Below are 24,394 nucleotides of genomic sequence, written 5' to 3' on the forward strand. Positions count from 1 at the left end.
GAGGAGATCCATGGTCAAGAAGGGTAAGACGGGAAGCTGGGAGGCACGGTTCTTCCGCCGGGTGGAGAACCGCTCCGCCCGCATCGGGATCATCGGACTCGGATATGTGGGACTGCCCCTCGCCGTGGAATTCGCGCGCGCCGGATTTCGCGTCACGGGATTCGAGATCGACGCGAAGCGCGTCGGGATCTTGAATTCGGGGCGTTCGTACATTCAGGACGTGCCGACGAAGGAGCTCGGGCAGCTCGTCCGGAGCGGGATGCTGAAGGCGACGCTGAGCTTCGACTCGCTGCGGCAGATGGACGCGATCGATATCTGCGTCCCGACCCCGCTCCGAAAGACGAGGGACCCGGACGTCTCGTACATCGCGGCGGCCGTCGGCGAGATCGCGCAGCGGCTTCGTCCGGGACAGTTGGTCGTGCTCGAAAGCACGACCTACCCGGGAACGACCGACGAGCTGGTGCGCCCGATGCTCGAGGCGCGTGGACTCCGCGCGGGACGGGACTTTTTCCTCGCGTTCTCTCCCGAGCGGGTCGATCCCGGCAACCCGCGGCACAACACGCGGAACATCCCCAAGGTGATCGGTGGCGTCACCCCGGGCTGCACGCGGGCCGCTTCCGAGCTTTACTCCTCGGTGCTCGACCGCGTCGTCCCCGTGGGCTCGACCCGCGTGGCGGAAATGGTGAAGCTTCTCGAGAACACCTATCGGAGCGTGAACATCGGGCTCGTGAACGAGATCGCGCTCATGTGCGACAAGATGAAGATCGACGTCTGGGAAGTCATCGACGCGGCAGCGACGAAGCCATTTGGATTCATGCCGTTCTACCCGGGGCCGGGGCTGGGCGGCCATTGCATCCCGATCGACCCGTTTTACCTCTCGTGGAAGGCGAAGCAAAGCGGCTTTGAAGCCCGATTCATCGAGCTGGCGGGGCACGTCAACAGCCACATGCCGCACCACGTCGCCGGACTGGTCGCCACGGCTTTGAATCAAAAGAAGAAGTCGATTCGCGGCTCCAAGATCCTGATCCTTGGGGTTGCTTACAAGGCGGACATCGACGACGTGAGGGAATCGCCGGCCCTGGACCTCATCGAGATCCTCGAGAAGGAAGGGGCCCACGTCGAGTTCGCGGACCCGCACGTGCCGTACATTCGCGTCGACGGAGAGAAGCGGCCGGCGCGCCGCCTGAGCCCTTCGGTCTTGCGCGGCGCCGACTGCACAGTGATCGTCACGCGCCATCGCGCGTTCGACTTCGCCGTGGTGGCTTGCCACGCCCGCACGATCGTCGATTGCCGAAACGCGCTCGCCGGCCGGAAACGCTCGGGATTGGTCCGACTCTAGGAGAGCAATGGCACTCTACCTTGTGACCGGCGGAGCCGGATTCATCGGATCCCACATCGCGGCGCGGCTCCTGAAGCTGGGGCACCACGTCCGCGTTCTCGACAACCTGTCCACCGGGAGGAAGTCGAATCTCGACGCGATTCGCGAGGAGGGCCCCAAAGGGAAGTTCGAGTGGCTCGAGGGCGACCTGCGGTCCCTTCCCACATGCCAGCAAGCGTGCGAGGGCGTCGAGTACGTGCTCCACGAGGCAGCTCTCGCCTCGGTGGAGCGGTCGATTCGAAACCCGGTGGAGAGCACCGAGGTGAACGTGGGGGGCCTCGTGAACCTGCTCGTCGCGGCGCGAGAGCGGGGGGTGCGCCGCGTGGTCCTTGCGAGCTCCTCATCGGTCTACGGCGACACGCCGACCCTCCCGAAGCATGAGGACATGGTGCCGCATCCGTTGTCCCCCTACGCGGCCAGCAAGCTCGCGGGCGAGCACTTCGCCTCGGTGTACCAGAAGAGCTTGGGCCTCTCCACCGTCTGCTTGCGGTACTTCAACGTATTCGGCCCGCGTCAGGACCCCAAGTCCGAGTACGCCGCGGTCATTCCCCGGTTCGTCACGGCGCTCCTCAGGAAGGAGCGCCCCATCGTGTTCGGGGACGGCGGCCAGACTCGCGACTTCACGTTCATCGACAACGTGGTGCAGGCGAATCTGGACGCGTGCACCCGGCCCGAAGCGGGCGGGCAGTCGATCAATATCGCGGCGGGAGAGCAGAACTCGCTCCTGCAGCTCCTCGAGCAGCTGGGCTCGATCCTCGGCGTGAAGGCCGATCCCGAGTTTCGACCGCCCCGTGCCGGGGACGTCCGAGACTCCTTTGCCGACGTCTCGAGGGCGACCCGACTCCTCGGCTATGCGCCCGCGGTGAATTTCCGGGACGGCTTGACTCGCACCGTGGAGTACTACCGGAGTGGCGGCGCGTGACGCCCGCAGCCGGCGCGGCCTCCTGAGGGTATCCCCAGAATGTGCGGCATAGCCGGGATCTGGAACCGGGACTCACGCGAGCCGGTCGCCCCGTCGTCATTACGGGCGATGGTGGCCTCGATCGCTCACCGTGGCCCCGACGACGACGGCGTGTTCCTCGATGGCGATCTAGGGCTGGGCCACGACCGCCTGAGCATCATCGATCTCAACTCCGGCCAGCAGCCGATGAGCAACGTGGACGGAACCACCTGGATCGTCTTCAACGGCGAGATATTCAATTACGTCGAGCTCCGGGCGGAGCTCGTCGCGCGGGGGCATCGGTTCAGGACCACCTCGGACACCGAGGTCATTCTCAACCTCTACGAGGAGCGCGGCGCGGATTGCGTCTCTTCGTTCAACGGCCAGTTCGCCTTCGCTCTCTGGGATACGCGAACGCGCTCCCTCCTGCTGGCGCGGGATCGCCTCGGGGTGCGCCCGCTCTTCTACACATGGCACGGCGGCGGCATCCGGTTCGCCTCGGAGATCAAAGCGCTCCTGACCGATCCGACGCTTCCACGTCGGGTCGACCCGATCGCGCTCGATCAGATCTTCACGTTCTGGTTTCCGATCGCGCCGCGGACCGGATTCGAGGGAATCGAGGAGCTGCCCCCGGGCACGACGCTCACGATCACAAGCGAAAGCCAGACGCCGCGGCGCTACTGGTCGCTTCGCTACCCTGCGGCGGGGGAGGCGAACGGCACGGGGGGACGGTCCTCGCGAGAGTACGCGGAGGAGCTCATGTCGCTCCTCTCGGACGCGGTCCGTATCCGCCTCCGGGCCGATGTTCCCGTCGCGTCGTATTTGAGCGGAGGGCTTGATTCGTCCGTCATCTCCGCCCTCTGCCACAAGCAGCTAGGGGGCGGATTCAACACGTTCTCGATCGAGTTCGAAGCAGCGGCCTTCGACGAGGCCTCGTTCCAGTCCTCGGTGGTAAAGCGGCTCGGGACGCGACACCGGGCATTCCGCTGCAGCGGGAAGTCGATCGGCGAGGCACTGCCGCGCGCCGTCTATCACGCGGAGCGGCCCCTCCTGCGCTCGGCCCCGGTGCCGATGATGCTTCTGGCCAAGGGGGTCCACGAAGCGGGGATCAAGGTGGTGCTCACCGGGGAGGGGGCGGACGAGATCCTTGCCGGCTACGACATCTTCAAGGAGGCGAAGGTCCGGCGCTTCTGGGCGCGCTATCCCCAGTCGACGTGGCGGCCGCGGCTCTTGGAAAGGCTCTACCCCTACCTCTCCGACCTCCAGCGAACGTCGGGCTACCTGAGGGCCTTTTTCGGACAGGGACTCGAGGACACGGGCGATCCGTTCTATTCGCACCGGCCCCGTTGGCGGGTTTCCGCGCCGCTACGGATGCTCTACGGGCCCGCGATCCGCGAGAGGGTGGCGGGGTACGACGCGATCGCGGATCTCCGCGACCAGCTGCCAGCCGAGTTCAGCGCCTGGCATCCGCTGTCGCAGGCGCAGTACCTGGAGGCCGCGTTCCTGTTGCCCGGGTACCTCCTCTCGTCGCAGGGCGATCGCATGGCCATGGCGCACGCGGTCGAGGGACGATATCCGTTCCTGGACCACCGTGTTGTCGAGTTTGCCGCGACCATCCCGCCGAACCTCAAGATCCGCGGTCTTCGGGAAAAGCACGTCCTCCGGGAAGGGGTGCGGGAGATCCTCCCCGAAGCCATCGTCGACCGCGCGAAGCAACCGTACCGGGCCCCGGACCAGGACGCCCTGTTCCAAGAGGGTGCCGCCGGTGAGCTCACGCGCGCGGCGCTCTCCCCGTTGGCGCTCTCGGGCTCCGGTCTCTTCCAGCCCAATTCGATCCGAGGGTTGATGGAGAAGGGCGCCCGCCAACCCAGCCTGGGAGTCCGCGACAACATGGCTTTGATCGGCGCCGTGACGACACAGCTGTGGCACAAGCAATTCTTCCAGAACGAGGAGGGAGCATAGTGGCCGGTGCCGCGGAGGTTCTGAGGGAGTTCATTCTGGAGAATTTCTTGTTCGGCGACCGGAACGCGCCCCTCTCTCCGGACGACTCCTTCTCCGAGCGGGGCATCGTCGACTCGACCGGAATTCTAGAGCTTGTCGCCTTCGTCGAGGAATCGTTCGGGCTCTCCATTGGCGACGAGGAGATCGTCCCCGAGAATTTCGATTCGATCGCCCGGCTCACCCAATTCATCGACCGAAAGAGGAGTGCCGCTCCGAATGCGGGTTGAAGAATTCCTGCGAGAATCCGCTCAACGCGCGCCCGACAAGGTCGCGCTCATCGCGCAGGGGACGCGGCACACGTACCGCGAGCTGGACCGGAGAAGCGACTCGCTCGCGAGCGCCCTGATCTCGGCGGGCGTCCAGCGGGGTGACCTGGTCGCCATCTTCCTCGATAACTCCGTCGAGGCCGCCATCGGACTGTTCGCCGCCCTCAAGACGGGGGCCGTGTTCCTGATCATCAACGCGACAACCAAGAGCGACGCGCTCGCGTTCATCCTGAACGATTGCCGCGCCGTCGGGCTGATCAGCCACGCCCGGTTGGAATCGGTGATCGTGGGGATGACCGCAGCCACGCCGTCGCTTCGGTGGACCAGCTTGGTCGGAGGAGGGAAGGAATCGCCGCTCGCAGGAGCTCGGGGCCTCGAGTGGAACGAGGTGACGCGGCCCGACGGGCCCGCCTTGGCACCGTCGCCGCCGGCCTCGTCGAACGACGCCGACCTCGCAATGATCATCTACACCTCCGGCTCCACGGGATTCCCGAAGGGTGTGATGATGGCGCACTCGAACGTCGTCAACGTCTCGGCCTCCATCATCCAATATCTCGAGAATTCAAGCAGCGACATCATCCTGTCGGTATTGCCCCTTTCCTTCGGGTATGGGCTCTACCAGCTTCTGGTTACGATCCGGAGCGGGGGCACGCTCGTCCTCGAGCGCACCTTCGCCTATCCCGCCCGCATCATGGAGATGCTCGCCCAGGAGCAGGTCACCGGCTTTCCGATCATCCCCACGATGGCGGCCCTGATGCTTCAGATGAAGGGACTGAAACCGGGACAGTTTCCGCGGCTTCGGTATATAACGAACGCGGCCGCCGCTCTGCCTCCCGCGCACATCCGCGCGATCCGGGATCTTTTCCCGAGTACCAAGCTCTACTCCATGTACGGCCAGACGGAGTGCACGCGCGTCTGTTATCTGCCCCCACACCTTCTGGAGAAGAAGCCGGGCTCGGTCGGCATCGCGATTCCCAACACGGAGGTCTACATCGTGAACGAGTCGTCCGAGCGCGTCGGCCCCGGGGTGGTGGGGGAGCTCGTGGTGCGCGGACCGCATGTGATGCGGGGATACTGGGAACGCGACGAGGAGACGGCGCGTGCCCTTCGACCCGGCCCGCTGCCGGGCGAGCGAGTTCTCCATACGGGCGACCTCTTCACCATGGACGCGGAGGGCTGCCTCTATTTCGTCAGCCGCAAAGACGACATCATCAAGACGAGGGGCGAAAAGGTCAGCCCGAAGGAAGTCGAGACGGTCATCGCCTCGCTGCCGGGCGTGGCGGAGGCTGCGGTCGTCGGCATGCCGGATCCGGTCCTCGGGGAAGCCGTCAAGGCGATCGTGGTCGTTCGCGCGGGCGCCAAGGTCTCCGCCCAGGACGTGCTGAGACACTGCGCGGGGCGCCTCGAGACGTTCATGATTCCGAAGCTCGTGGAGTTCCGCGAATCGCTTCCGCACACGCCCAACGGAAAGGTCAACAAGCGTGAGCTACGCCTCCAGGCGGCCGGGGAGGTGCCCTCATGAGCCCTCCCAAGTTCTCCCATAAGGCTCTGGAGCTCGATGCCGCCCGTTCGTGCTCCGAGATCGAAGCCGCCATTCGAGACCAAGTGACTCAGAAGCTTCGTCTCCGCGGCGCGGTCGTCGGGCTCTCGGGAGGAATCGACAGTAGCGTCGTGGCCGCCCTATGCGCCCGAGCGCTGGGACCCGACCGCGTCCTGGGCATCTTCATGCCGGAGGCCGATAGCTCGGGCGAGACCACCGGCCTGGGCCGGTCGGTCGCGAAGTCCCTGGGAATCGAGAGCGTCCTCGAGGATATCTCGGGTGTGCTCGAGGCCGCCGGCTGCTACCAGCGGCGGGACGACGCGATTCGCTCGGTCCTCCCCGAATACGGGGCCGGGTACAAGAGCAAGATTGTCCTGCCCGGCCTCTCGGAGCGGCGCGGCTACGCGGTCAATTGGCTGGTGGCCGAGGATCCGCGGGGGAAGGAGATCCGCGTCCGCCTCACCGGGGAGGCCTACCTGGGAATCGTCGCGGCGACGAACTTCAAGCAACGGACGCGGAAAATGCTCGAGTATTACCACGCCGATCGGAAGCACTACGCCGTGGCCGGAACGCCGAACCGCCTCGAGTACGACCAGGGCTTCTTCGTCAAGAACGGCGACGGCGCTGCCGACTTCAAGCCGATCGCTCATCTGTACAAGACTCAGGTCTATCAGCTCGCGGAATATGTCGGCATCCCCGCGGACGTCCGGAGCCGCCCCCCCACGACGGATACCTATTCACTCCCTCAATCGCAGGACGAGTTCTACTTCTCGCTCCCGCACGGGCAGCTGGACCTCTGTCTCTACGGATGGAACCACAGGATTCCCGCTGCCGACGTGGCCGCGGTCGCCGATTTGACTGAGCCACAGGTCGAATGGGTCTACCGCGACATCGAAGCGAAGCGGCGGGCGACACGGTACCTCCACTCGAAACCTCTCCTGATCGAGGATATGCCAGAGGTCGGGGTCTGAAGGGCCCCCACCCATGGCCTATTCCGTCCATTCGGTCGACGTCGAGTCCGGACGTGGGCGACGCCGATCGCGAATCGTTCGAGTCGAAATTCCAATGGATCTATCGGGACAATCCCGCGGGGCCCGCGATCGTCTGGATCCTTCACGATGAAGGCTCCCGCCGGGACGTGGGACTCGCCACGATCTTTCCGCGGCTCTTCCGCGTCCGTGGCCGCTCCGTGCGCGCCGGGATCGCCGGAGACCTTCAGGTCCACGAAGGGCATCGACAGGCGGGCCCCGCGCTCCAGCTCGAGCGCGCGGCCGTGCAGGGCGCCTGGGAGCGCGGCATCGAGTTCATGTACGGGTTTCCCAACGCGCTCGCGGAGCCGGTCATGAAGCGGATCGGCTATCGGAGGGTGGGACCCCGCGCACGCTACGTGAAGATCCTCCGCACGGCGCCCTACTTTGCCCGGCACCGCGGGACGGCGCTCTGGCGGCGCCCCTTCGGGTTCATCGTCGATCAGTTCCTGCGAGCACGGGATCTTCAGGCCGCCCGCCCGTCCAAGCGGAAGCTCGCGAGCGGACCGCTTGCCGGATTCGACGATCGGTTCGACGCGCTCTGGGGCGAGGTATCGGACGCGTACCCGGTGCTAGGCGAGCGCGATTCGAGCTATCTCCGCTGGCGCTACCCGACGGTCGGGCGGGAGGCGCACGGCGTTTTCGGGCTCTGGGACCGCGGAACGTCCGACCTTCGGGGGTATGTGGTCCACCGGCGCCAAGGCGGCTCCGTCGATGTCCGGGACGCGATGGCTCCGGCCGACCCGGAGATCTGGTCCGCGCTTCTCGCCGCGTTCTCCGGTTGGGCGTGGGGCGGGGGAGCCCACTCGCTGGTCTGGACGGGGCTTCAGAACGAGATGCTGGAGCAGCTCTGCCTCAAGCGGGCCGCCTTCCTCAGGCGACCCGATTCGCTCCACGTGTACGCCTTTCCGGGGCCGAGCGTGGCCGCGGGCGATCCCGACTTCATGAACTCCGCCCCCTGGATGCTGTTCCAATCCGATGATGACTGTCCCTAGCCCCCTCTGGTGGAGCCTCACGATCCTCTTCTGGGTCCTCGCGGGAATCGTCCTCTACACGTTCCTCGGGTATCCGGCGGCGTTGCTCGTGCTCTCCCGCTTGAGGCCTCGGGACGTGCGCCGCGGAACTGGAACGCCGTTCGTGAGCATCATGACGGCCGCGCGCAATGAAGCGTCCTGCATCCGGGCGACGATCGAGAACAAGTTGTCCCTCGACTACCCGGCGGATCGCCGGGAGATCATCGTCATCTCGGACGCGTCCGACGACGGCACCGACGAGATCGTCCGTGAGTTCGCGGACCAGGGAGTCCGTCTCGTCAGGCAGAACGAGCGCGGCGGCAAGTCGGCTGCGCTCAACCTCGGGCTCGAGATCGCAAAGGGGGAGATCATCGTCTTCTCGGACGCGAATTCGATCTACGAGCGCTCCGCCCTCCGGGAGCTTGTCCGCGCCTTCGAGGACCCCTCCGTGGGATACGTCACCGGAAAGATGGTCTACACCCACCCCGACGGCTCGATCGTCGGGGAGGGCTGTTCGGCCTACATGCGCTACGAGAATCGGCTCCGGGAATGGGAGACGAAGGTCGGGTCGATCGTCGGGGTGGATGGCGGGGTGGACGCCATGAGGCGGGGCCTGTACCAACCGCTCCGTCCGGATCAGCTCCCGGATTTCGTTATGCCACTGCATGTTACGCGCGCCGGTTACCGTGTAGTCTATGAGCCCGCGGCGGTGCTCCGCGAGGCAACGACCACCAAGCCGGCGGACGAGTACCGTATGCGGGTCCGGGTCGCGCTCCGGGCGCTGTGGGCGCTCCGGGATGAACCCGACCTCCTGAACCCGTTTCGCTTCGGTGTGTTCTCATGGCAGCTCTTCTCGCACAAGGTGCTTCGGTATGGAGCGTTCGCGCCGCTTCTCCTCTTGCTCGTCGTCAGTGGCATCCTGGCGGTTCAGCCGGGGCTCTACCGGTTCCTTTTCTGGGTTCAGGCCGCAGGCTACGGGGCGGGGGCTCTTGGATTTCTTCTCTCCGGACGCCGATCCGTTCCCGGGCTTCTCTCGCTGCCGTACTACTTCATTCTGATCCAGGCAGCCTCCTGCCACGCCGTGCTCAAGCTCCTGGCTGGGCAGACGATCGTTGTCTGGAATCCGCGGACAGGATGAGCCGCCGCGTGAGGCGATAAGAATGCCCGAGGAATCGAAAGGCGAGTTCAAATTCCTGCTGAAGCACTCCTCGGTCTACGGCATTGGAAACCTGCTTTCCAAGGCGGTCGGCTTCATCCTGCTTCCGCTCTATACGCGGTATCTCACGCCCACGGACTACGGGATCCTCGAGCTGATCGACGTGACGGCGGGGATGATCGGGATCATTATCGGCCTCGGCGTCGCGGAGGCGGTCAGCCGCTTCTATTACGAGCCGACCGCGCTCCAGGAGCGAAACAGGGTCGTGAGCACGGCCTACTGGGTCGCGACCGCTCTCACGGGCGCCGGCGCGTTTGTCGCCTCTCTCTTCGCGGTACCGCTCGCGGGACTCGCCCTCGACTCGTCGAAGAGCGCCCCGCTCCTCCTGGTCAGCTTCGCGGCGCTCGCGATCGGGGTCATCGTCGACATAGGACAGCTGAACCTCCGTCTCCAATACAAATCGATGGTCTTCAACGCGATCTCGATCCTGAGCCTTGTGCTCGGCGTGACGTTGAACGTCGTCTTCATCGTCGCGTTCCACTGGGGCGTCATGGGGATCCTGCTCAGCTCTTTGGTGACGCGAATCATTATCGGCCTGCCGCTCACGGTCTGGACCCTCACGCGAACCGGCCTGGGGCTGGATTGGCCACTGGCGAAGCAGATGGTCCGGTTCGGAGCGCCGCTCGTCCCGTCGAGCTTGGCGTCCACTCTGGTCAACTATTCCGACCGCTACTTCATCAAGCACTTCGCGTCGATCGCGGACGCGGGCATCTGGGGTCTCGCGAACAAGATGGGGACGGCGATCCACATGCTGATCACCTCTCCCTTCATCATGACGTTCTTGCCGCGCCGATTCGAGATCGTGAAGCGCGCGGATGCGCCGGAGACGTTCGCTCGCGTGGGCGAATACTTTTTCCTCGCCATCACGACGTGCGGGCTCTTTGTCGTGCTCTTCGTCGACGAAATTCTTCTGGTCATGACCACCCCCGGCTTCTACTCGGCGGGCGCTCTCGTCCCGTGGATCGTGCTGTCGATGGTCCTGTTCGGAATGAAGTATCACTTCGAGTTCGGGATCCTCTACGCAAAGAAGACGCACCATTACGCGGTGATCAACATGGCGACCGCGGTCCTTCACGTTACGCTCAACCTCATTCTCGTCCGCGCCTACGGAGTCTTCGGGGCCGCGCTGGCGGCTGTCGGGACCGTGAGCTTCAATACCGTCGCGGTCTACGTGGCGGGTCAACGGCTCTATGCGATCCCGTTCGACTTCGGCCGCCAATTCCGGGTCGCCGGGATCGCGGCCCTTCTCTTCTTCGCCTCGCGGCTCATTCATTTCCCGAGGCTGGCGGAGACTGTCGTTTTCAAGGGAGGGCTCTTCCTCGCGTTTCCCGTGCTTCTGTTCTTGACGCGCGCCATCTCGCGGGAGGATGTCGGGCGGGCCGGAAGCTTCGTCGCTCGTCGGCTCGGCCTCGAAAGGCAGTAGGGTGGATCTGCGCGCCTCTTTGACCCGGAGCCTTTTCTATCCCCTCTGGGATCTGAAGGACCGAAGCGCACGGCTCTCCGAGTGGCGCTCGCTCGAGCGGAGCCAATGGCATCCGCGGCGGGAGCTGGAGCGCGTTCGCTGGGACCTGGCCGGCCGGCTGGTCGAGTACGCCTACCAGCACTGCCTGACCCACAGGGCGAGGCTCGAGGAGGCCGGGATGACCCGCGCCTCGGACGTCACGCCCGAGACCTGGACGCGTATACCGGTCCTGACCAAGCAAGAGATCCGCGAGCACGAGGACGGCCTACGCTCGGATCTCTATCGAATTGAGGATCTCGTCCTCGCAAAGACCGGCGGCTCCACCGGCACGGCGCTCCGCGTCTACTACGACCGGGCGTCGCAAGCGCGCCACAACGCCGCGGCCCTGCGGAGCGACCGGTGGTCCGGATGGGAGATCGGGATGCGGAAGGTCGCCGTATGGGGCAACCCTCCCGTGGCCCGAACCATCAAGGCTCGGCTTCGAAACGCTCTGCATGACCGGATGGAGTACCTCGATACGATGGAGATCAACGAGGCCTCCCTGAGCCGCTTCCTCGAGATCTGCAGGCGGCCGGAGCCCTTTGCAATCATGGGGCACGCCCACTCCATTTTCATAGCCGCGCGCTGGCTGGAAGCGCGAGGCGAGATCTCGGTGCGCCCCCGTGGCGTGATCACTACGTCGATGATGCTCCTTGCCCCCGAACGGGAGACGATCGAGCGCGTCTTCGGATGCCGGGTGACGGATCGCTACGGGTGCGAAGAGGTGGGGCTCATCGGTTGCGAGTGCGAACGTCACCAAGGCATGCACGTCCCCGCGGAGCACCTTCTGGTCGAGTGCCTCCGGGACGATGGGACTCCCGCCCTGGCGGGCGAGGAGGGCCGTATCGTCGTCACCGACCTCGTGAACCGGGGGATGCCGTTGATCCGCTATCGGGTCGAAGATCGCGGAATTCTCAGCGATCGCTCGTGCCCTTGCGGCCGCGCGCTACCGCTTCTCGAGAAGGTGACGGGTCGAACGGCCGACTTTCTGGTGCGGGCCGATCGGACGCTCGTCGCCGGGGTGTCGCTCGTCGAAAGGACGCTCACCGCGATCCCCGGGTTGGAGCAGATGCAAATCGTCCAGGAGGCGATCGGGAGCTTCTCGCTGAAGGTGGTGTCCAGCGCCGGTTATGGCGTTGCTTCCGAGGAAGCCCTTCGCGCCGAGCTCCGGAGCGTGTTCGGCGCGGACACCGACGTTCGAATCGAAACCGTCGAGCGCATCCCCCAGGAACCCTCAGGGAAATACCGATTCTCCATCTCCAAGGTAGCCTACTGATGACCCCCGCCGTCGCGGCCGCTTTGCTTCCGTTGGCACTCCTCTACCGCGCGAAGCAGGCCACAATTGGCGCCCTCGAGCAGGGTGGCGGCCTCGACGTCGTCCGATGGCTCACGCGCCGCACCCCCCGAATCTTGGTGTTTCATCGGTTCGGGCCAAAAAACACACTGAGGCTCATGGGCGCGGACAATTTCGAGCGCCAGATCGCGTACCTGAAATCGCGCTTCCGGATCCTTCCGCTCGGCGATCTCGCGGCAGCCCGCCGTGCCGGGACCTCCGCTCCGACGAACGCGGTCGCGATCACCGTGGACGACGGCTACGAAGACTTCTACAAATACGCCTTTCCCATCCTGAAACGACACGCGGTGCCCGCCACGCTCTTCGTGGTCTCGCGCTTCGCGGCGGGGGAGTTGTGGCTCTGGCCCGACCTCATCCAATACGCGGTGGATGGCTCGAATCGGCGCGAGCTCACGTTCGATCTCGGCTCCATGCGGGGGCACTGGAACCTCGAGAGCGCGGAGGGGAGATTCGCGGCCTGGTCGGACATCGCGGATTATTGCCTGACGCTTGGGACCTCTGGAACGCGCGATCTGACGACCGGTCTTCTGGAAGCTCTCGGGGTGGAGGCACCGCCATCGCCGCCGCCTGAGGTACGGGCGGCCTCCTGGGACCAGCTGCGGGAGATGGCGGCCGGAGGGATCGAGATCGGCTCCCACTCGCGCTCCCACCCGCGACTGTCGCTCCTCTCACAGGATGAGCTGCGCGATGAAATCGAAGGATCAAAGAGGGATATCGAGGCTCAGATCTCGCGCCCGGTCACCTCGTTTGCCTACCCAAACGGGAGGGAGCAGGATTTCGATGACCGATGCAAGCGGGCGGTGGCGGCGGCGGGGTACTCACACGCCGTGGCCGGGTACTACGGACCGGACGTGCTCCGAGACGTTTTCGCCTTCAAGCGCCTTTCCATCGACACGGACTGGAACGACTTCCTCAAGGCTGTCTGCGGCATGAAGCACCTGGCCCGAATTCTCGAACGCTAGCAGCTCAGCGTTGCGCGAACTTCAGGAGCTCGCGCGACCATTCTCATGATCCGGCCGCCCAGTCCTTGCCACGGTGTGGACCTCGATCCTGCGGCGGTCGTTCGCCAGCCAGGGGAGCACGAGCTTTGCAACCCCCTTCCACGCGGGAAGGTACCGTGGCTGCTGTCGGAGCGCGCGCGCGTAGAAGGCGAGGGCATTCAGCGGGCGCCGGTCGAGTACTCGGATCGATTCTCCACGTCCCACGTACGTGTGCGCCCACGCCTCCGCCACCGTCGCGGGATCCACCAAACCCGGATTCCCTTCGATGAAACGCCTCATGATCCGCACGGCGCAGCTGAAGCGCCCCTCGAGGTTGTGGGACATCTGCCCCGGCCATTGCCGGTAGTAGTAGGTCACTCTGTCGAGGACGCGGAACTCGTACTTCGTTGAGATCCGAAGCCACAGGTCGTAGTCGACGCTCATCGGTAGATCCTCGTCGAATGCGCCCACCGCATCGAAGCACTCGCGGCGGACGACCGAGGTCATGCCCGTGACGAAGTTCTTGATCAGAAGTTTGCCCGATATCGCCCCGGAGTGGTACACGGGCCGCGTGGTCGGGAGGTAGGTGCCGGCCGCATCGATACACTGGAAATCGGTATAGACGACCCCCACGCGCGGCGCATCCTGGAACAGCGGAATCTGAAGCTCGAGCTTGTCCGGCGACCACATGTCGTCCGCGTCCAGGAATGCGACGAAGGGCCCGCGAGACTCGCGGATCCCCCGATTCTTGGCCCGTGACTGTCCGCCGTTCTTCTGGCGGTGGTAAAAGATCTGAGGGTTGCCCGCGAAGGTCTCCATGACCCTCTCCGTTTCGTCCGTCGACCCATCGTCCACGACGTGGATTTCGACGGGGGAGTAACTCTGGGCGAGGGCAGAATGGATCGCGTCCGGCAGGTATCGGGCCATGTTGTACGAGGCGATGACGACGCTGACCAGTGGGGGAACGACGAGCGGGGGAACGGCGCGAGGCCGATCGTGCTCGGAGTCCTGCGGGGACGATAGATCGGGCATCAAGCGGGCGTTGCCGAGGCCCCTACGGCCCCGGACGGACGACTAGGCTGTTCACAGCGGCCGGTGAAATCGTATCGAGAACTGGCGGCGGGCAGGTGGCACACGGTGGGATGCCCACCGCGTTGACCAAGCCATTCCGGTTGAACACGTAGAGATACGAGTTCGCAAGGTTCGCAAAGGCCCCTTGGTTCACGGTGATGTCGATCGAGCTCGGAGTCCAGCGGGTCGGGACTTGGATCTCTCTCAAGGTGCACGCGGCGTACGTGGGCATGTTCCCGATCTCGACGTGAGCTTGGGTGGTATCCACGTAGCAGTTGTCCCAGAAGGTGTATGCGTCGCCCGACGTGCCGCAGCTTCCGACCGCGTCGTGGCCGAGATAGTTTCCGAAGTAGAAGTCCGACCAGTAGGAGGTGCTGTTCGGCGTGGTGTTCCAGGCGTGGGGGAAGTTCACCCACAACACGTTGTCGACCCACAAGAGCGCCGTTCCGTCATTCGTGTTGGCGGACGACATCTCGAAGTAGCCCTGGAGGTGGGTCCATTTGTCACGCAGATATGGAGTTCCGCCCATCGCGGGCCAGGTGTCGGTCTTCCCGGAGCCCGATCCGTCTTGATCCATATGCGTGGAATTGTCGCAATAGACGTTGAAGTAGAGATTAGGCGTATAGGTGTTCGCGTGAATTCGGAATAGCTTGTGGTTCCTGGAAGGGGGCGATGCCGCCTTGTAGTAGTACCAGGCGTCGATGTAGAGGTGATTCAGGTTGTTCACGCCCACGATCCCGAAGTTCGTGGCGTAATCTCCATTCTCGAAGGCGCACCGGACACTCTTGCTCGAATTGGTACGCAGGACCGCGTTGGAGAAGGTCACCTCGTTGTCGTCCCGGTAGTACGGACCGGTGTACAGAGCTCCTGGCGTTCCGGACTCGAAATTGTCCCAACGCATCGGCGCCGCGACGCCCTTGGAGCCGAATCCGGAGCCGGTGATCGTGAGAGGGAGGCCCTGTTGGGCTGTGCCGCTCACGCCCGTGATTATGGGGAGAACCTGCGCCGATACAAGACTTGCCATCCCCAAGGCGCAAAGAATCACGCTGCTAAGCGCGACGAACCGAATGCGTCGTCCCCGAGTCATGATGTACCCCTCCGGTCCATTCATTTCTAGATGTTACTCGCTATTAGGCGCCGGATGCTCCCCCAATATGACGTTCATCGGCAGCCAATCGGGGAATTTTGAGCAAGAAATGCGCCACGACCCCGACGTAGTGTATAATACCCAAGTCGGAGCCTGCGTCATAGGCAAAAACCCGCCGCGGTGTCCGACGTACCAGCCTAATGGCTTACTACCTATACCTGTTGTTCATCATCAGCTACTTCCTCCACCTAGGGGCCCGCGTGCCGGTCCTGGGTGCGATTCGCTTCGACCTCGGGCTGGTCGTGCTGATTTTCGCGGCGATTTTCCTGGCGGGGAAGCGCCGGAGTCAACCCAAAGTTGGCTCCACGAACACGATCCTCGCGATCCTCGGCGCCTACGTCATCCTTACACTTCCGCTGGTCCGCTGGCCGGGGAGCGTCCTCAACACCGGCATACCGAACCTCGTCAAGGCGGTTGTCTTCTTCTACTACACAGTCGCCCTGATCGATTCCCCGAAGAAGCTGCGGACCTTCGTCTGGATCTTCGTCCTCTGCCAGGTCTTCCGGGTCGCCGAGCCGTACTACCTCCACGTAACCCAGGGTTATTGGGGCTCGACCACCACGATGAGCGAAGGGGAAATGTGGGAGCAGATGGACCGCCTCTCGGGGGCGCCCTTTGATATCGTGAACCCCAACGGCCTCGCGTTCGTCATTACTTCGGTGTACCCGTTCTTGCACTATCTCAGCTTCACGCGCTCGATTCTCGCGCGACTGCTTTACTGGGTCTCGATACCGGTTCTGCTCCAATCGCTTCTCCTGACCGCTTCCCGTACCGGCTTCTTGGCATTCGGGATCATCATGTTCGGCATCTTCATGAAGAGCCGCAGGAAGGCGCTCCTTCTCATCGTGTTCATTGCCGGCGCGGCCATTGTCTTCGGCTCCCTGAACGAGCTCCAGAAGGACCGGTTCCTGTCGATCTACCGATCCGACGTTCCAGGCGCCGAGACGGCTCACGGCCGGAACGAAGCGGTCTGGCACAACTTCGCGGCGGGCATGGCTCGGCCGATCTTCGGCCACGGCCTGGGAACGTCGATGGAGGTGAACGCCAACCTGCTCGGTCGCGCCCAGCCGGCGCACAACCTTTACGCGGAAACATTTCAGGAGCTGGGCGCGCTCGGGCTCATCATTGTGATCGCGCTCGTGGTCAGCATCTTCGCCAACTTTCGACACGTCCGACGAGATCTGGCGCGAATTCCCCGGCTGGACCCCTACTACACCCAGCTGGCGAGCGCCATGGAGGTCTGGCTGCTCATGAATTTGCTCTTCAGCTGGGCGAGCTACGGTCTCTCCAGCTACGAGTGGTACCTCTTCGGGGGACTTTCCGTGGTGTTCCGACGCTTCGTCGCCCAAGCGATCTCCGCCGGTGCCGCTCCTGCACCGCCCGAGCAGGTGCCCCGTGCGTCCTGACGGTCAAGACGTGATCCGCGTGCTGCACGTTCTTCCCGGCCTCGGGTACGGCGGGCTGGAGGCGGTGGCCCTCAACTTGATGGGGTCGCTCCCTCGCGACCGGTTCGAGGTATACGCCTGCACGCTCTCGCACGCACCCGTGCCCCTGCTCTCGGACATTTCGCAGCGAGGCATCCAGGTCCACGAGGTCGGGGGAGAGAAGCGCGGGGGATTCAGCCCTGGCATGATCCTCCGCCTTTCCGACTTGCTTCGCCGCCGCCGGATCGACGTCTGCCATACCCACAACATCGCCGCCGAGATCTACGGCCATATGGGCGTGCTCCTCGCTCGAACCCCGATCCTCATCCATCACGAGCATGGCACGCTTCACAGCGGCCACCCGGCGCGCCTGGTCTTGAAGCGGATGTTCGCCCCCGGTAAGGACCACTGGATCGCCGTATCGGACTACGTTCGCCAATTCCTGCTTGAGCGCGCGGGCGTCCCTGGAAACAAGGTGACGGTGATCCATAACGGCTTGCCACCGGCGGACGGCGAGCAGGCTCCTCCGACCAACGCCACGGTGTGCACCGTCACCCGGCTCTCGCCCGAGAAGGGGGTTGAAACCCTCGTCGACGCGTGGGCCCTGGTCAACCGAGCGGTCCCCGAAGCGACCCTGACCATCGTCGGGAGCGGGCACCTCGCCGGCGAATTGAACCAGCGCGCGGCCGACATCGGTGTCTCCGGACGGGTGCGGTTCCTCGGCTTTCAGCATCCGCCGCTCGCCGCAGTTCATGATTGCTCCATTTTTGTGCTGCCCTCGCACAGTGAGGGATTCGGCATGGCGCTCCTGGAGGCGATGCGCGCCGGAAAGGCTGTCATCGCATCCCGCGTGGGGGGAATCCCCGAGTTTGTGGAGCACGGCCGGACCGGAATCCTGGTGCCACCGGGAGATCCGGCGGCGCTCAGCGAGGCGATTCTCTCCCTGCTGCGGAACCCTGCGCGCGCGATGGAGCTCGCGCGCGCAGGGCAGCGAGTGGCTGAGAGATTCACCTTGGAGCGCTCCGTTCGCGGGGTTACCGAGCTCTACGAGGGGACGATCAGAAGGAAGCTGGGACTGACATTCTCGGCCGGGTCCGGACGCTGGGAACGGCGGCCCCCGATGACCGGTACCGACAACGGCCGTCCAGCCGCGCGGAAAGAACCCCGAATTGCCCTCTGCGCGGCCGGAGAGATCTGGGGCGGCGTCGAGCAATTCATCCTGACCGTCGCCGAGGAATTGCGGCGGCGGGGGGTTCCGTTCGTCGTCCTGCTGCATCAGGACGCGATGCTCGCGCGTCGACTGCGCGACGCGAGCCTTCCGGTCGAGGTCATCCACAGCGCGGGAAAGTACGACCCCCTGGCAATATTCCGCCTTACGCGCGCGTTCCGAAGGCACCGGATCGACGTGGTTCACGTCAACGGCTACAAGGCGGCGATCCTCGCGGGCATCGCGGCGAAGCTGGCCGGCCTTCGCTTGGTCAAGACCGAGCACGGTATGCTCGAGCCCTTTCAGGGTCCCGCGAAGGTCAAGATGGCTACGAACGCCTGGCTCGACGAATTCCTTTCGCGGAGGATCCTGGACGCGGTGGCATTCGTCTCAAGAGATATTCAGACCGCTCTGGCGAAGCGCTATTCGGGCGTACGCCAGGCGGTCGTTTACAATGCGATCCATCCGACTCTCGCCCCAGCCTTGACCGCGACCGCGCTCCTGCCTCAGTCGGCGGTCCCCGCGTTCCGGATGGGAATCGTCGGACGATTGAAGCCCATTAAAGGTCACGAAGTCCTCTTGCGGGCCATGGCTCGCCTCCGGAAGCGGCCGGATCTTGCCCTCTACGTCTTCGGGGAGGGGGAGACGGAGGCCAGCTGCCGAGCGCTCTGCAAAGAGGCGGCGATCGAAGATCAGGTCCACTTCATGGGGTTCCGGTCGGATGTCGCCGCCTACATGCGCCAGATGGACGCCATCGTGATGCCCTCGTTCCACGAGGGGATCCCCTATACCGCCCTCGAGGCCATGGATCTTGGAGTTCCTCTGATCGCCTCGGATGTCGGGGGACTCCGGGAGATCCTGACGCACGACGTCGACGCGGTGCTCGTGCCCCCGGGAGACCCGGTCTCCCTCGCGTCGGCCATCGAACGGATGGCTGGGGACGAGGGTCTGCGGGAGCGGTTGCGGCTCAACGCCCGCCGGACCGTGGCGGAGCGCTTCGGCGCGGCGCCGATGGTGGATCACTACCTGGACCTGTATCGGATCGCGGCCCAGCGCCGATGACCGACCGCCGCGGACCCGCCATCTGGATCAGCTGGGAGAGGCACCGGCGTTCCCGCGAGCTGGCGCGCGCCCTCTCGGTTCCGCTCTACGAGATCGTCTCGCGGCGCGGCGGCCGCCTCCGCAGCATCGACTGCGCGCTCCGGACCACCGGCCTCTTGCTGCGGGTCCGGCCCTCGTTGTTGTTCGTCCAAAATCCGTCGATCCAGCTCGCCGCTCTCGCCTCGTTTCTGAAGCCTGTCTTCGGTTACACCCTGGTGGTCGACCGCCACTCGAACTTCGATTTTTCCAACACCCGGGACGGTCTCTTCAATCGCCTGAGCAACTACGGGCTACGGATCGCCGATCTGACCATCGTGACCAACGAGGCCGTCCAACGGCTGGTCGAGGAGAAGGGCGGGCGAGGGATCATCCTCCAGGATCTCCTCCCGAAGCTGAACGCCAAGCGCGGTGCACCGCACGCGGGGCCGCTCCGCGTCGTTTATGTCTGCAGCTTCAGCCCGGACGAGCCGGTAGAGGAGGTACTCGAGGCCGCAGTACGTCTCGACAAGAATGTGCACGTGTACGTCACGGGGCGCGTACCCGGAGCCTTCCAATCCCGGGCGCAGCGCGCGCCGGCCACCATCACGTTCACGGGTTTTCTCCCGGAAGACGAGTACCTCGACCTCCTGGGAAGCGCGGACGTGGTAATGGCGCTCACGAAGAGGGAACACACGCTGCTCTGCGGGGCGTACGAAGGCGTGAGCCTCCACAAGCCGCTGGTCCTGTCGAATCAGGAAGCGCTGCGAAACTACTTCACGAAGGGTGTCGTGCTCACAGAGAACACCCCCGAGGCAATCGCGACCGCGATTCGGAAGGCCGTAGAGGATCGCGAGCGCCTTTCGGAGGAATTGAGCGAGCTTGTGCCGGTGCTTAAGGCGGACTGGTCCTCCCGCTTTCGTCGCTTGAAGTCACACCTGGGTGTCGGCGATGGCACCGACTGATCCGGCGAAAGGGACGGTGACCGCCGTCATCTTCATCCCCTTCACGGACGGCGAGCTCTCCATGCTTCTCGACACCTTGGAGAGCATCGACCGGTTCGTCACCGAGCCCCACCGCGTGATCGCCGTGGACGATTGCAGTCGGGGGCACCTTGACGAGGAGCTGCGGCGGATCCGGCCGGACGTCACCGTGCTTCGCAACGAGCGCAAGCACGGGGGACGGAGCGGCCTCTACGTAACCATGGCGAATGCCTGCAAGTACGCCCTCGATCACTTCGACTTCGGCGTATTCATGAAGATGGACACGGACGCCCTCATGGTGGGCCCCGGCCTTGTTCCGCAGGCGATCCAGTACTTCGATGCCCATCCCGACGTCGGGATCTTGGGATCGTATCGCGTGCGCGCCGACGGGCAGCCGCGGCGATGGCTGAAATGGAAGGTAGCCTTCTGGTACGAGGGACACCCGTTCCGGGGCGTTCTGGGACGCACCCGGCTTTGGCGCGATCCGATCCGGCGGGCACGCCGGATGGGCTACGACGTCGGGGAGAATGTCCTGGGAGGAGCGTATTTCATCCGGGAAGAGTGCCTCAACGCGATGCGGCGGGATGGCCTCCTGGACTACAAATTCGATGCCATCCTCAGGGAGAGCAGGATCGGCGACGAGATCATCTTCTCCCTGATGTGCAAGGCCTCCGGATACGACATCCACGATTTCGGGGCGCCGGAGCACAGCATGGCCCTGGCGCTGACGTCCCTCCCGCTCCCGAAGGATGAGATCCTCCGCCTGAAGAAGACGGTCATCCACTCGGTAAAACGGGGCCTCGACGGCGAATCCCAGGAGGAGCTGCGAGCCTATTTTCGGGCCAGAGTGCCTGATCCCGCTGGCTAGGCCCGCCGTCCCGGATCCGTTCCAAGAACGACTTGTTTTTGGTCGGCCATTCGGGTATCATTGCTGCCTGTGGGAGAGCGTTATAGTAATGTAGGAATGAAGGCGCGCCCCTCGGACTGTTTCTGCAGTGGCAGGCACCGCGGCTGCCCGCAAACAACTCCACGAATCGCTGCTTCGAATTGATCGTGCAGGAGAGACCCTAAGGGCATGTTTTTACCTAATCTGCGTCTTTGGGGTCGCATCGCTCTATTTGCGCTCGTCGGCGCGATGCTCGCCAGCGGGAACGCATCCGCGAAGAACATCATGGTCTTCGCCCCCCACCCCGACGATGAAATCCTGATGACGGCCGGGATCATCGCGGACGGGATCAGCCGCGCCGACACCGTGACGATCGTGGTCATGACGAACGGCGATTTCCGCGGCGTCACGATGGGGTACACCAGGCAGCAAGAGTCGATCGCGGCCTTGGCCTATCTCGGGTTGAACGACCAGAAGGTCGTGTTCCTGGGCTACGGCGACGGTCACACTCTCGACATCTATACGAGCACGTCGGATACCGCCGTTTTCACGTCTCCCGCCGGGCAGACCCAAACCTACGGCGACCAGGGTCTCGGGCACATGGACTATCACCGGTACAGAACCGGCTCGTCCGCCTCCTATACCAAGGCAAACATCCGCTCCGACGTCGAAGCGATTCTCCAGGCGGTCCACCCCCGCGACGTCTATATCACGAGCATCTATGACGATCACCCGGACCACCGGGCGACCGGCTCTTTCGTGACAGACGCCGTCGCGAAGCTGAGGCGCCTCGGAACCGGGTCGGTTCAGCGGATTCACGAAGGCATCGTGCACGCTCCGTGCGAGTACTGCGACTCGAACTACCATTGGCCCATGCCGTCGTTCACGCCGACGACGCTCTATTCCAAACCACCCTATCTAGATTCCTATACGCCGCTCGTATGGACGCAGGCCGAAAATATCCCGGTCCCTCCGGCGATGCAGAGCACGAGCACGTCGACGAACACGAAGTACCAGGCGATCAGCCGCCACGCTACGCAGGCGAGCGACTTCCTGTACGCGTTCGTCAAGGCGAACGAGTTCTTCTGGGTCGATGACGTACTCAACAACATTGCGCTCACCGCCACGGCGACCGCGTCCTCGTCCTTCACTCCGTCGGACGCTCCTGCGGCGATCGACGGTTTTGTCGACGGCGACACGCGCGACCGCGGTAAGGAGTGGGCCAGCCAAGGGGAGCCCAACGCCAATCTCACGCTCACCTGGGGGAGCCCCGTTTCGGTCGCCCGGGTCACGCTCCACGATCGCACCAATACGACAGACAACGTCACGTCGGGTACGCTGTCGTTCAGCGACGGCTCCAACATAGCCGTCGGCGCGCTCCCTGAGGGCGGGCAGCCACTCTCGTTTACGTTCTCGCCGAAGTCGGTGACCTGGGTCCGGTTCACGGTGAACGGCTACCAGGGCACGGCGCCCGGATTGGCCGAGATCGAGGTCTTCACGCCGGCCGGGGCGGCCCCTCCGAACAACGCTCCGGCGATCACGTCGGGGCCAACGGCGACGCCCTCTCAGATCAACGACGCGCAAACGAGCACCCTTTCCGTCAACGTCACGGACGCGGACGGCGATCCTTTGACCTACGTCTGGTCTTCGAGCGGCGGAACCATTTCGGGCAGCGGACCGTCGGTGACCTTCACGCCGCCGACAGTGCTCTCGACGACGACCTATTCCATTCACGTGGTCGTACGCGATCCCAATGATGGCAGCACGTTCGGAAATACCACCGTCCTCGTTTCCCCGAGCGCCATCAACTTCGCGCTCTCGTCCAGCGTCACGGTCTCCTCCGAGAACGCGGGGACGGGGCAGTTTGGGATCAAGGCGATCGATGGGGTCATCGACGGGTACCAAGGGGCTCAGGGGGATGTCACCAAGGAATGGGCCACCGTGAACGAGACCGCGGGGGCGTTCATCCGGCTGGCGTGGTCCCAACCTCCCATGGTCGGCACGATCGCGCTGTACGATCGCCCGAACCTGAACGAGCACATTACCGCGGGGACGCTGACCTTCAGCGATGGGACCAGCATTCCGGTTGGCTCGCTCCCGAACGACGGAACGGGGCTCGCCGTATCGTTCTCGCCCAAGCAGATTTCGTGGGTTCAGTTCCGCGTCGATGCGGCCACGGGACAGAACATCGGCCTCGCGGAGCTTCAGGCATTCGGATCCGACCCAGATCCGAATAACAGGGCGCCACAGATCGCGTCGGGACCGATCGCGAACCCCACATCGATCAACGATGGGCAGACGAGCGCGCTCACCGTCAGCGCCACCGACCCGGACGGCGACTTCCTGACTTACTCCTGGGGCAGCTCCGGCGGCAGTGTCTCCGGGAACGGGACCAACGCCATCTTCTCGCCACCCATTGTCTCTGCCGTCACTTCGTTCACAGTCTCGGTGTCTGTGTTCGACGGTCGAGGAGGGAGTGCTTCGGGGTACACATCCGTTTCCGTGACCCCTGCCTCCAACCTAGCCTTTAGCTCAAGCGTGACCGTCTCCTCCGAGAACGCGGGGACGGGGCAGTTTGGGATCAAGGCCATCGACGGGTTCATCGACGGTTACCCTTCGGGCGATTATGGACACGAGTGGGCGACGCTGGGTGAGCTCGTCGGGGCGTGGATCCGATTGACCTGGGCCCAGCCTCGGAGCGTCATTTCGGTGAAGCTCTACGATCGACCGAATCTGAACGACCACATTCAATCGGGAACGCTCACGTTCAGCGACGGCTCGAGCGTGCCGGTCGGCTCGCTGCCCAACGACGGCACGGGGCTCCTTGTAACGTTTCCCATAAAGCAGATCACCTGGGTCCAGCTCAGCGCCGATGCCGCCGTGGGGCAAAATATTGGTCTCGCGGAATTCCAGGTATTTGGCCCAACCAACGCGGCCCCACAGATCACCGCGGGACCGACCGCGAGCCCGGATTCGATCTCCGACCTCCAGACCAGCACGATCAGCGCGACCGCCTCCGACCCGGACGGCGACCCGCTGACCTATGCCTGGACGGCGGGCTGGGGATCGATCACGGGAAGCGGCGCCAGCGTCACCTTCACGCCTCCTGCGGTCGCCACCACGACGACAATCTCGATCTCCCTCACGGTGAGTGACGGGAAGGGGGGAACTGCGACTGGCGGGACGCCGGTCAAGGTTTCGCGGCAACACAACGCCGCGCCCCAGATCACGGCCGGGCCGTCCGCGAGCCCGGACTCGGTCACGGACATCCAGACCAGCACCCTCAGCGTCACGGCGACGGATCCGGACGGCGATGCGCTCATCTATACCTGGACGCCGAGTGGCGGGGCAATCTCGGGAAGCGGCGCCAGCGCGACGTTTA

The 24,394-nt window shown here is 64.5% G+C and carries 17 protein-coding genes; 15 read left to right on the forward strand and 2 right to left on the reverse strand.

All coding sequences use genetic code 11. From position 1 onward, the window contains the following. Window positions 1–10 precede the first annotated feature (10 nt). The 10 genes from E6K79_08145 (at window position 11) to E6K79_08190 (ending at window position 13,199) form a co-directional block, all read left to right on the forward strand. The gene (locus E6K79_08145) at window positions 11–1,339 is read left to right on the forward strand and encodes a nucleotide sugar dehydrogenase (GenBank protein TMQ64240.1); all 1,329 of its coding nucleotides are present in this window, start codon (window positions 11–13) and stop codon (window positions 1,337–1,339) included. Between the two features lie 7 nt (window positions 1,340–1,346). Then, window positions 1,347–2,300, forward strand: a complete 954-nt coding sequence (locus E6K79_08150; protein ID TMQ64241.1) for an SDR family oxidoreductase — start codon at window positions 1,347–1,349, stop codon at window positions 2,298–2,300. A 39-nt stretch (window positions 2,301–2,339) separates the two neighbouring features. After that, a complete protein-coding gene (gene asnB / locus E6K79_08155; protein TMQ64242.1) occupies window positions 2,340–4,280 on the forward strand; it encodes an asparagine synthase (glutamine-hydrolyzing) in 1,941 nt (646 codons plus the stop codon). Continuing rightward, window positions 4,280–4,546 carry an acyl carrier protein gene (locus tag E6K79_08160; protein ID TMQ64243.1) on the forward strand — a complete coding sequence of 89 codons (267 nt, stop codon included), beginning with the start codon at window positions 4,280–4,282 and terminating at the stop codon, window positions 4,544–4,546. Before asnB ends, E6K79_08160 begins: the two co-directional genes overlap by 1 nt. After that, on the forward strand, window positions 4,536–6,107 hold the full coding sequence (locus tag E6K79_08165) for an acyl--CoA ligase (GenBank protein ID TMQ64244.1): 1,572 nt from the start codon (window positions 4,536–4,538) through the stop codon (window positions 6,105–6,107). The genes E6K79_08160 and E6K79_08165 overlap by 11 nt, the downstream gene beginning before the upstream one ends. Further along, the gene (gene nadE / locus E6K79_08170; protein ID TMQ64245.1) at window positions 6,104–7,096 is read left to right on the forward strand and encodes an NAD(+) synthase; all 993 of its coding nucleotides are present in this window, start codon (window positions 6,104–6,106) and stop codon (window positions 7,094–7,096) included. The genes E6K79_08165 and nadE overlap by 4 nt, the downstream gene beginning before the upstream one ends. After that, window positions 7,000–8,148: a GNAT family N-acetyltransferase gene (locus E6K79_08175; protein TMQ64246.1), complete on the forward strand. Its 1,149-nt coding sequence runs from the start codon at window positions 7,000–7,002 to the stop codon at window positions 8,146–8,148. The genes nadE and E6K79_08175 overlap by 97 nt, the downstream gene beginning before the upstream one ends. Then, a complete protein-coding gene (locus E6K79_08180) occupies window positions 8,135–9,304 on the forward strand; it encodes a glycosyltransferase family 2 protein (GenBank protein TMQ64259.1) in 1,170 nt (389 codons plus the stop codon). Before E6K79_08175 ends, E6K79_08180 begins: the two co-directional genes overlap by 14 nt. 22 nt (window positions 9,305–9,326) lie before the next feature. Beyond that, the gene (locus E6K79_08185) at window positions 9,327–10,805 is read left to right on the forward strand and encodes a hypothetical protein (GenBank protein ID TMQ64247.1); all 1,479 of its coding nucleotides are present in this window, start codon (window positions 9,327–9,329) and stop codon (window positions 10,803–10,805) included. Between the two features lie 768 nt (window positions 10,806–11,573). After that, complete coding sequence (locus E6K79_08190; protein ID TMQ64260.1) at window positions 11,574–13,199, forward strand: hypothetical protein; 1,626 nt, start codon at window positions 11,574–11,576, stop codon at window positions 13,197–13,199. Between the two features lie 21 nt (window positions 13,200–13,220). Here the strand turns inward: E6K79_08190 and E6K79_08195 are convergent, their stop codons facing one another. Together E6K79_08195 and E6K79_08200 are read right to left on the reverse strand one after the other, a co-directional pair. Next, window positions 13,221–14,249, reverse strand: a complete 1,029-nt coding sequence (locus E6K79_08195) for a glycosyltransferase family 2 protein (protein TMQ64248.1) — start codon at window positions 14,247–14,249, stop codon at window positions 13,221–13,223. A 22-nt stretch (window positions 14,250–14,271) separates the two neighbouring features. Beyond that, window positions 14,272–15,267, reverse strand: a complete 996-nt coding sequence (locus E6K79_08200) for a hypothetical protein (protein TMQ64249.1) — start codon at window positions 15,265–15,267, stop codon at window positions 14,272–14,274. Between the two features lie 308 nt (window positions 15,268–15,575). Between E6K79_08200 and E6K79_08205 the strand changes: the two genes are divergently transcribed. From E6K79_08205 to E6K79_08225, 5 genes are all read left to right on the forward strand, one after another. Beyond that, entirely contained in the window at window positions 15,576–16,841 is a 1,266-nt protein-coding gene (locus tag E6K79_08205) for a hypothetical protein (GenBank protein TMQ64250.1), read from the forward strand. Next, the gene (locus tag E6K79_08210; protein TMQ64251.1) at window positions 16,831–19,128 is read left to right on the forward strand and encodes a glycosyltransferase; all 2,298 of its coding nucleotides are present in this window, start codon (window positions 16,831–16,833) and stop codon (window positions 19,126–19,128) included. Before E6K79_08205 ends, E6K79_08210 begins: the two co-directional genes overlap by 11 nt. Further along, window positions 19,125–20,108: a glycosyltransferase family 4 protein gene (locus E6K79_08215; protein TMQ64252.1), complete on the forward strand. Its 984-nt coding sequence runs from the start codon at window positions 19,125–19,127 to the stop codon at window positions 20,106–20,108. The genes E6K79_08210 and E6K79_08215 overlap by 4 nt, the downstream gene beginning before the upstream one ends. Then, window positions 20,095–20,994 (forward strand): glycosyltransferase family 2 protein, encoded by a 900-nt coding sequence (locus E6K79_08220; GenBank protein TMQ64253.1) that lies wholly within the window; start codon window positions 20,095–20,097, stop codon window positions 20,992–20,994. The genes E6K79_08215 and E6K79_08220 overlap by 14 nt, the downstream gene beginning before the upstream one ends. Before the next feature lie 207 nt (window positions 20,995–21,201). Beyond that, window positions 21,202–24,394: PIG-L family deacetylase (locus E6K79_08225; protein ID TMQ64261.1), on the forward strand; the 3,193-nt coding region annotated here is incomplete at its 3' end.

The sequence above is a fragment of the Candidatus Eisenbacteria bacterium genome (genome assembly GCA_005893305.1).
Lineage (GTDB): Bacteria > Eisenbacteria > RBG-16-71-46 > SZUA-252 > SZUA-252 > WS-9.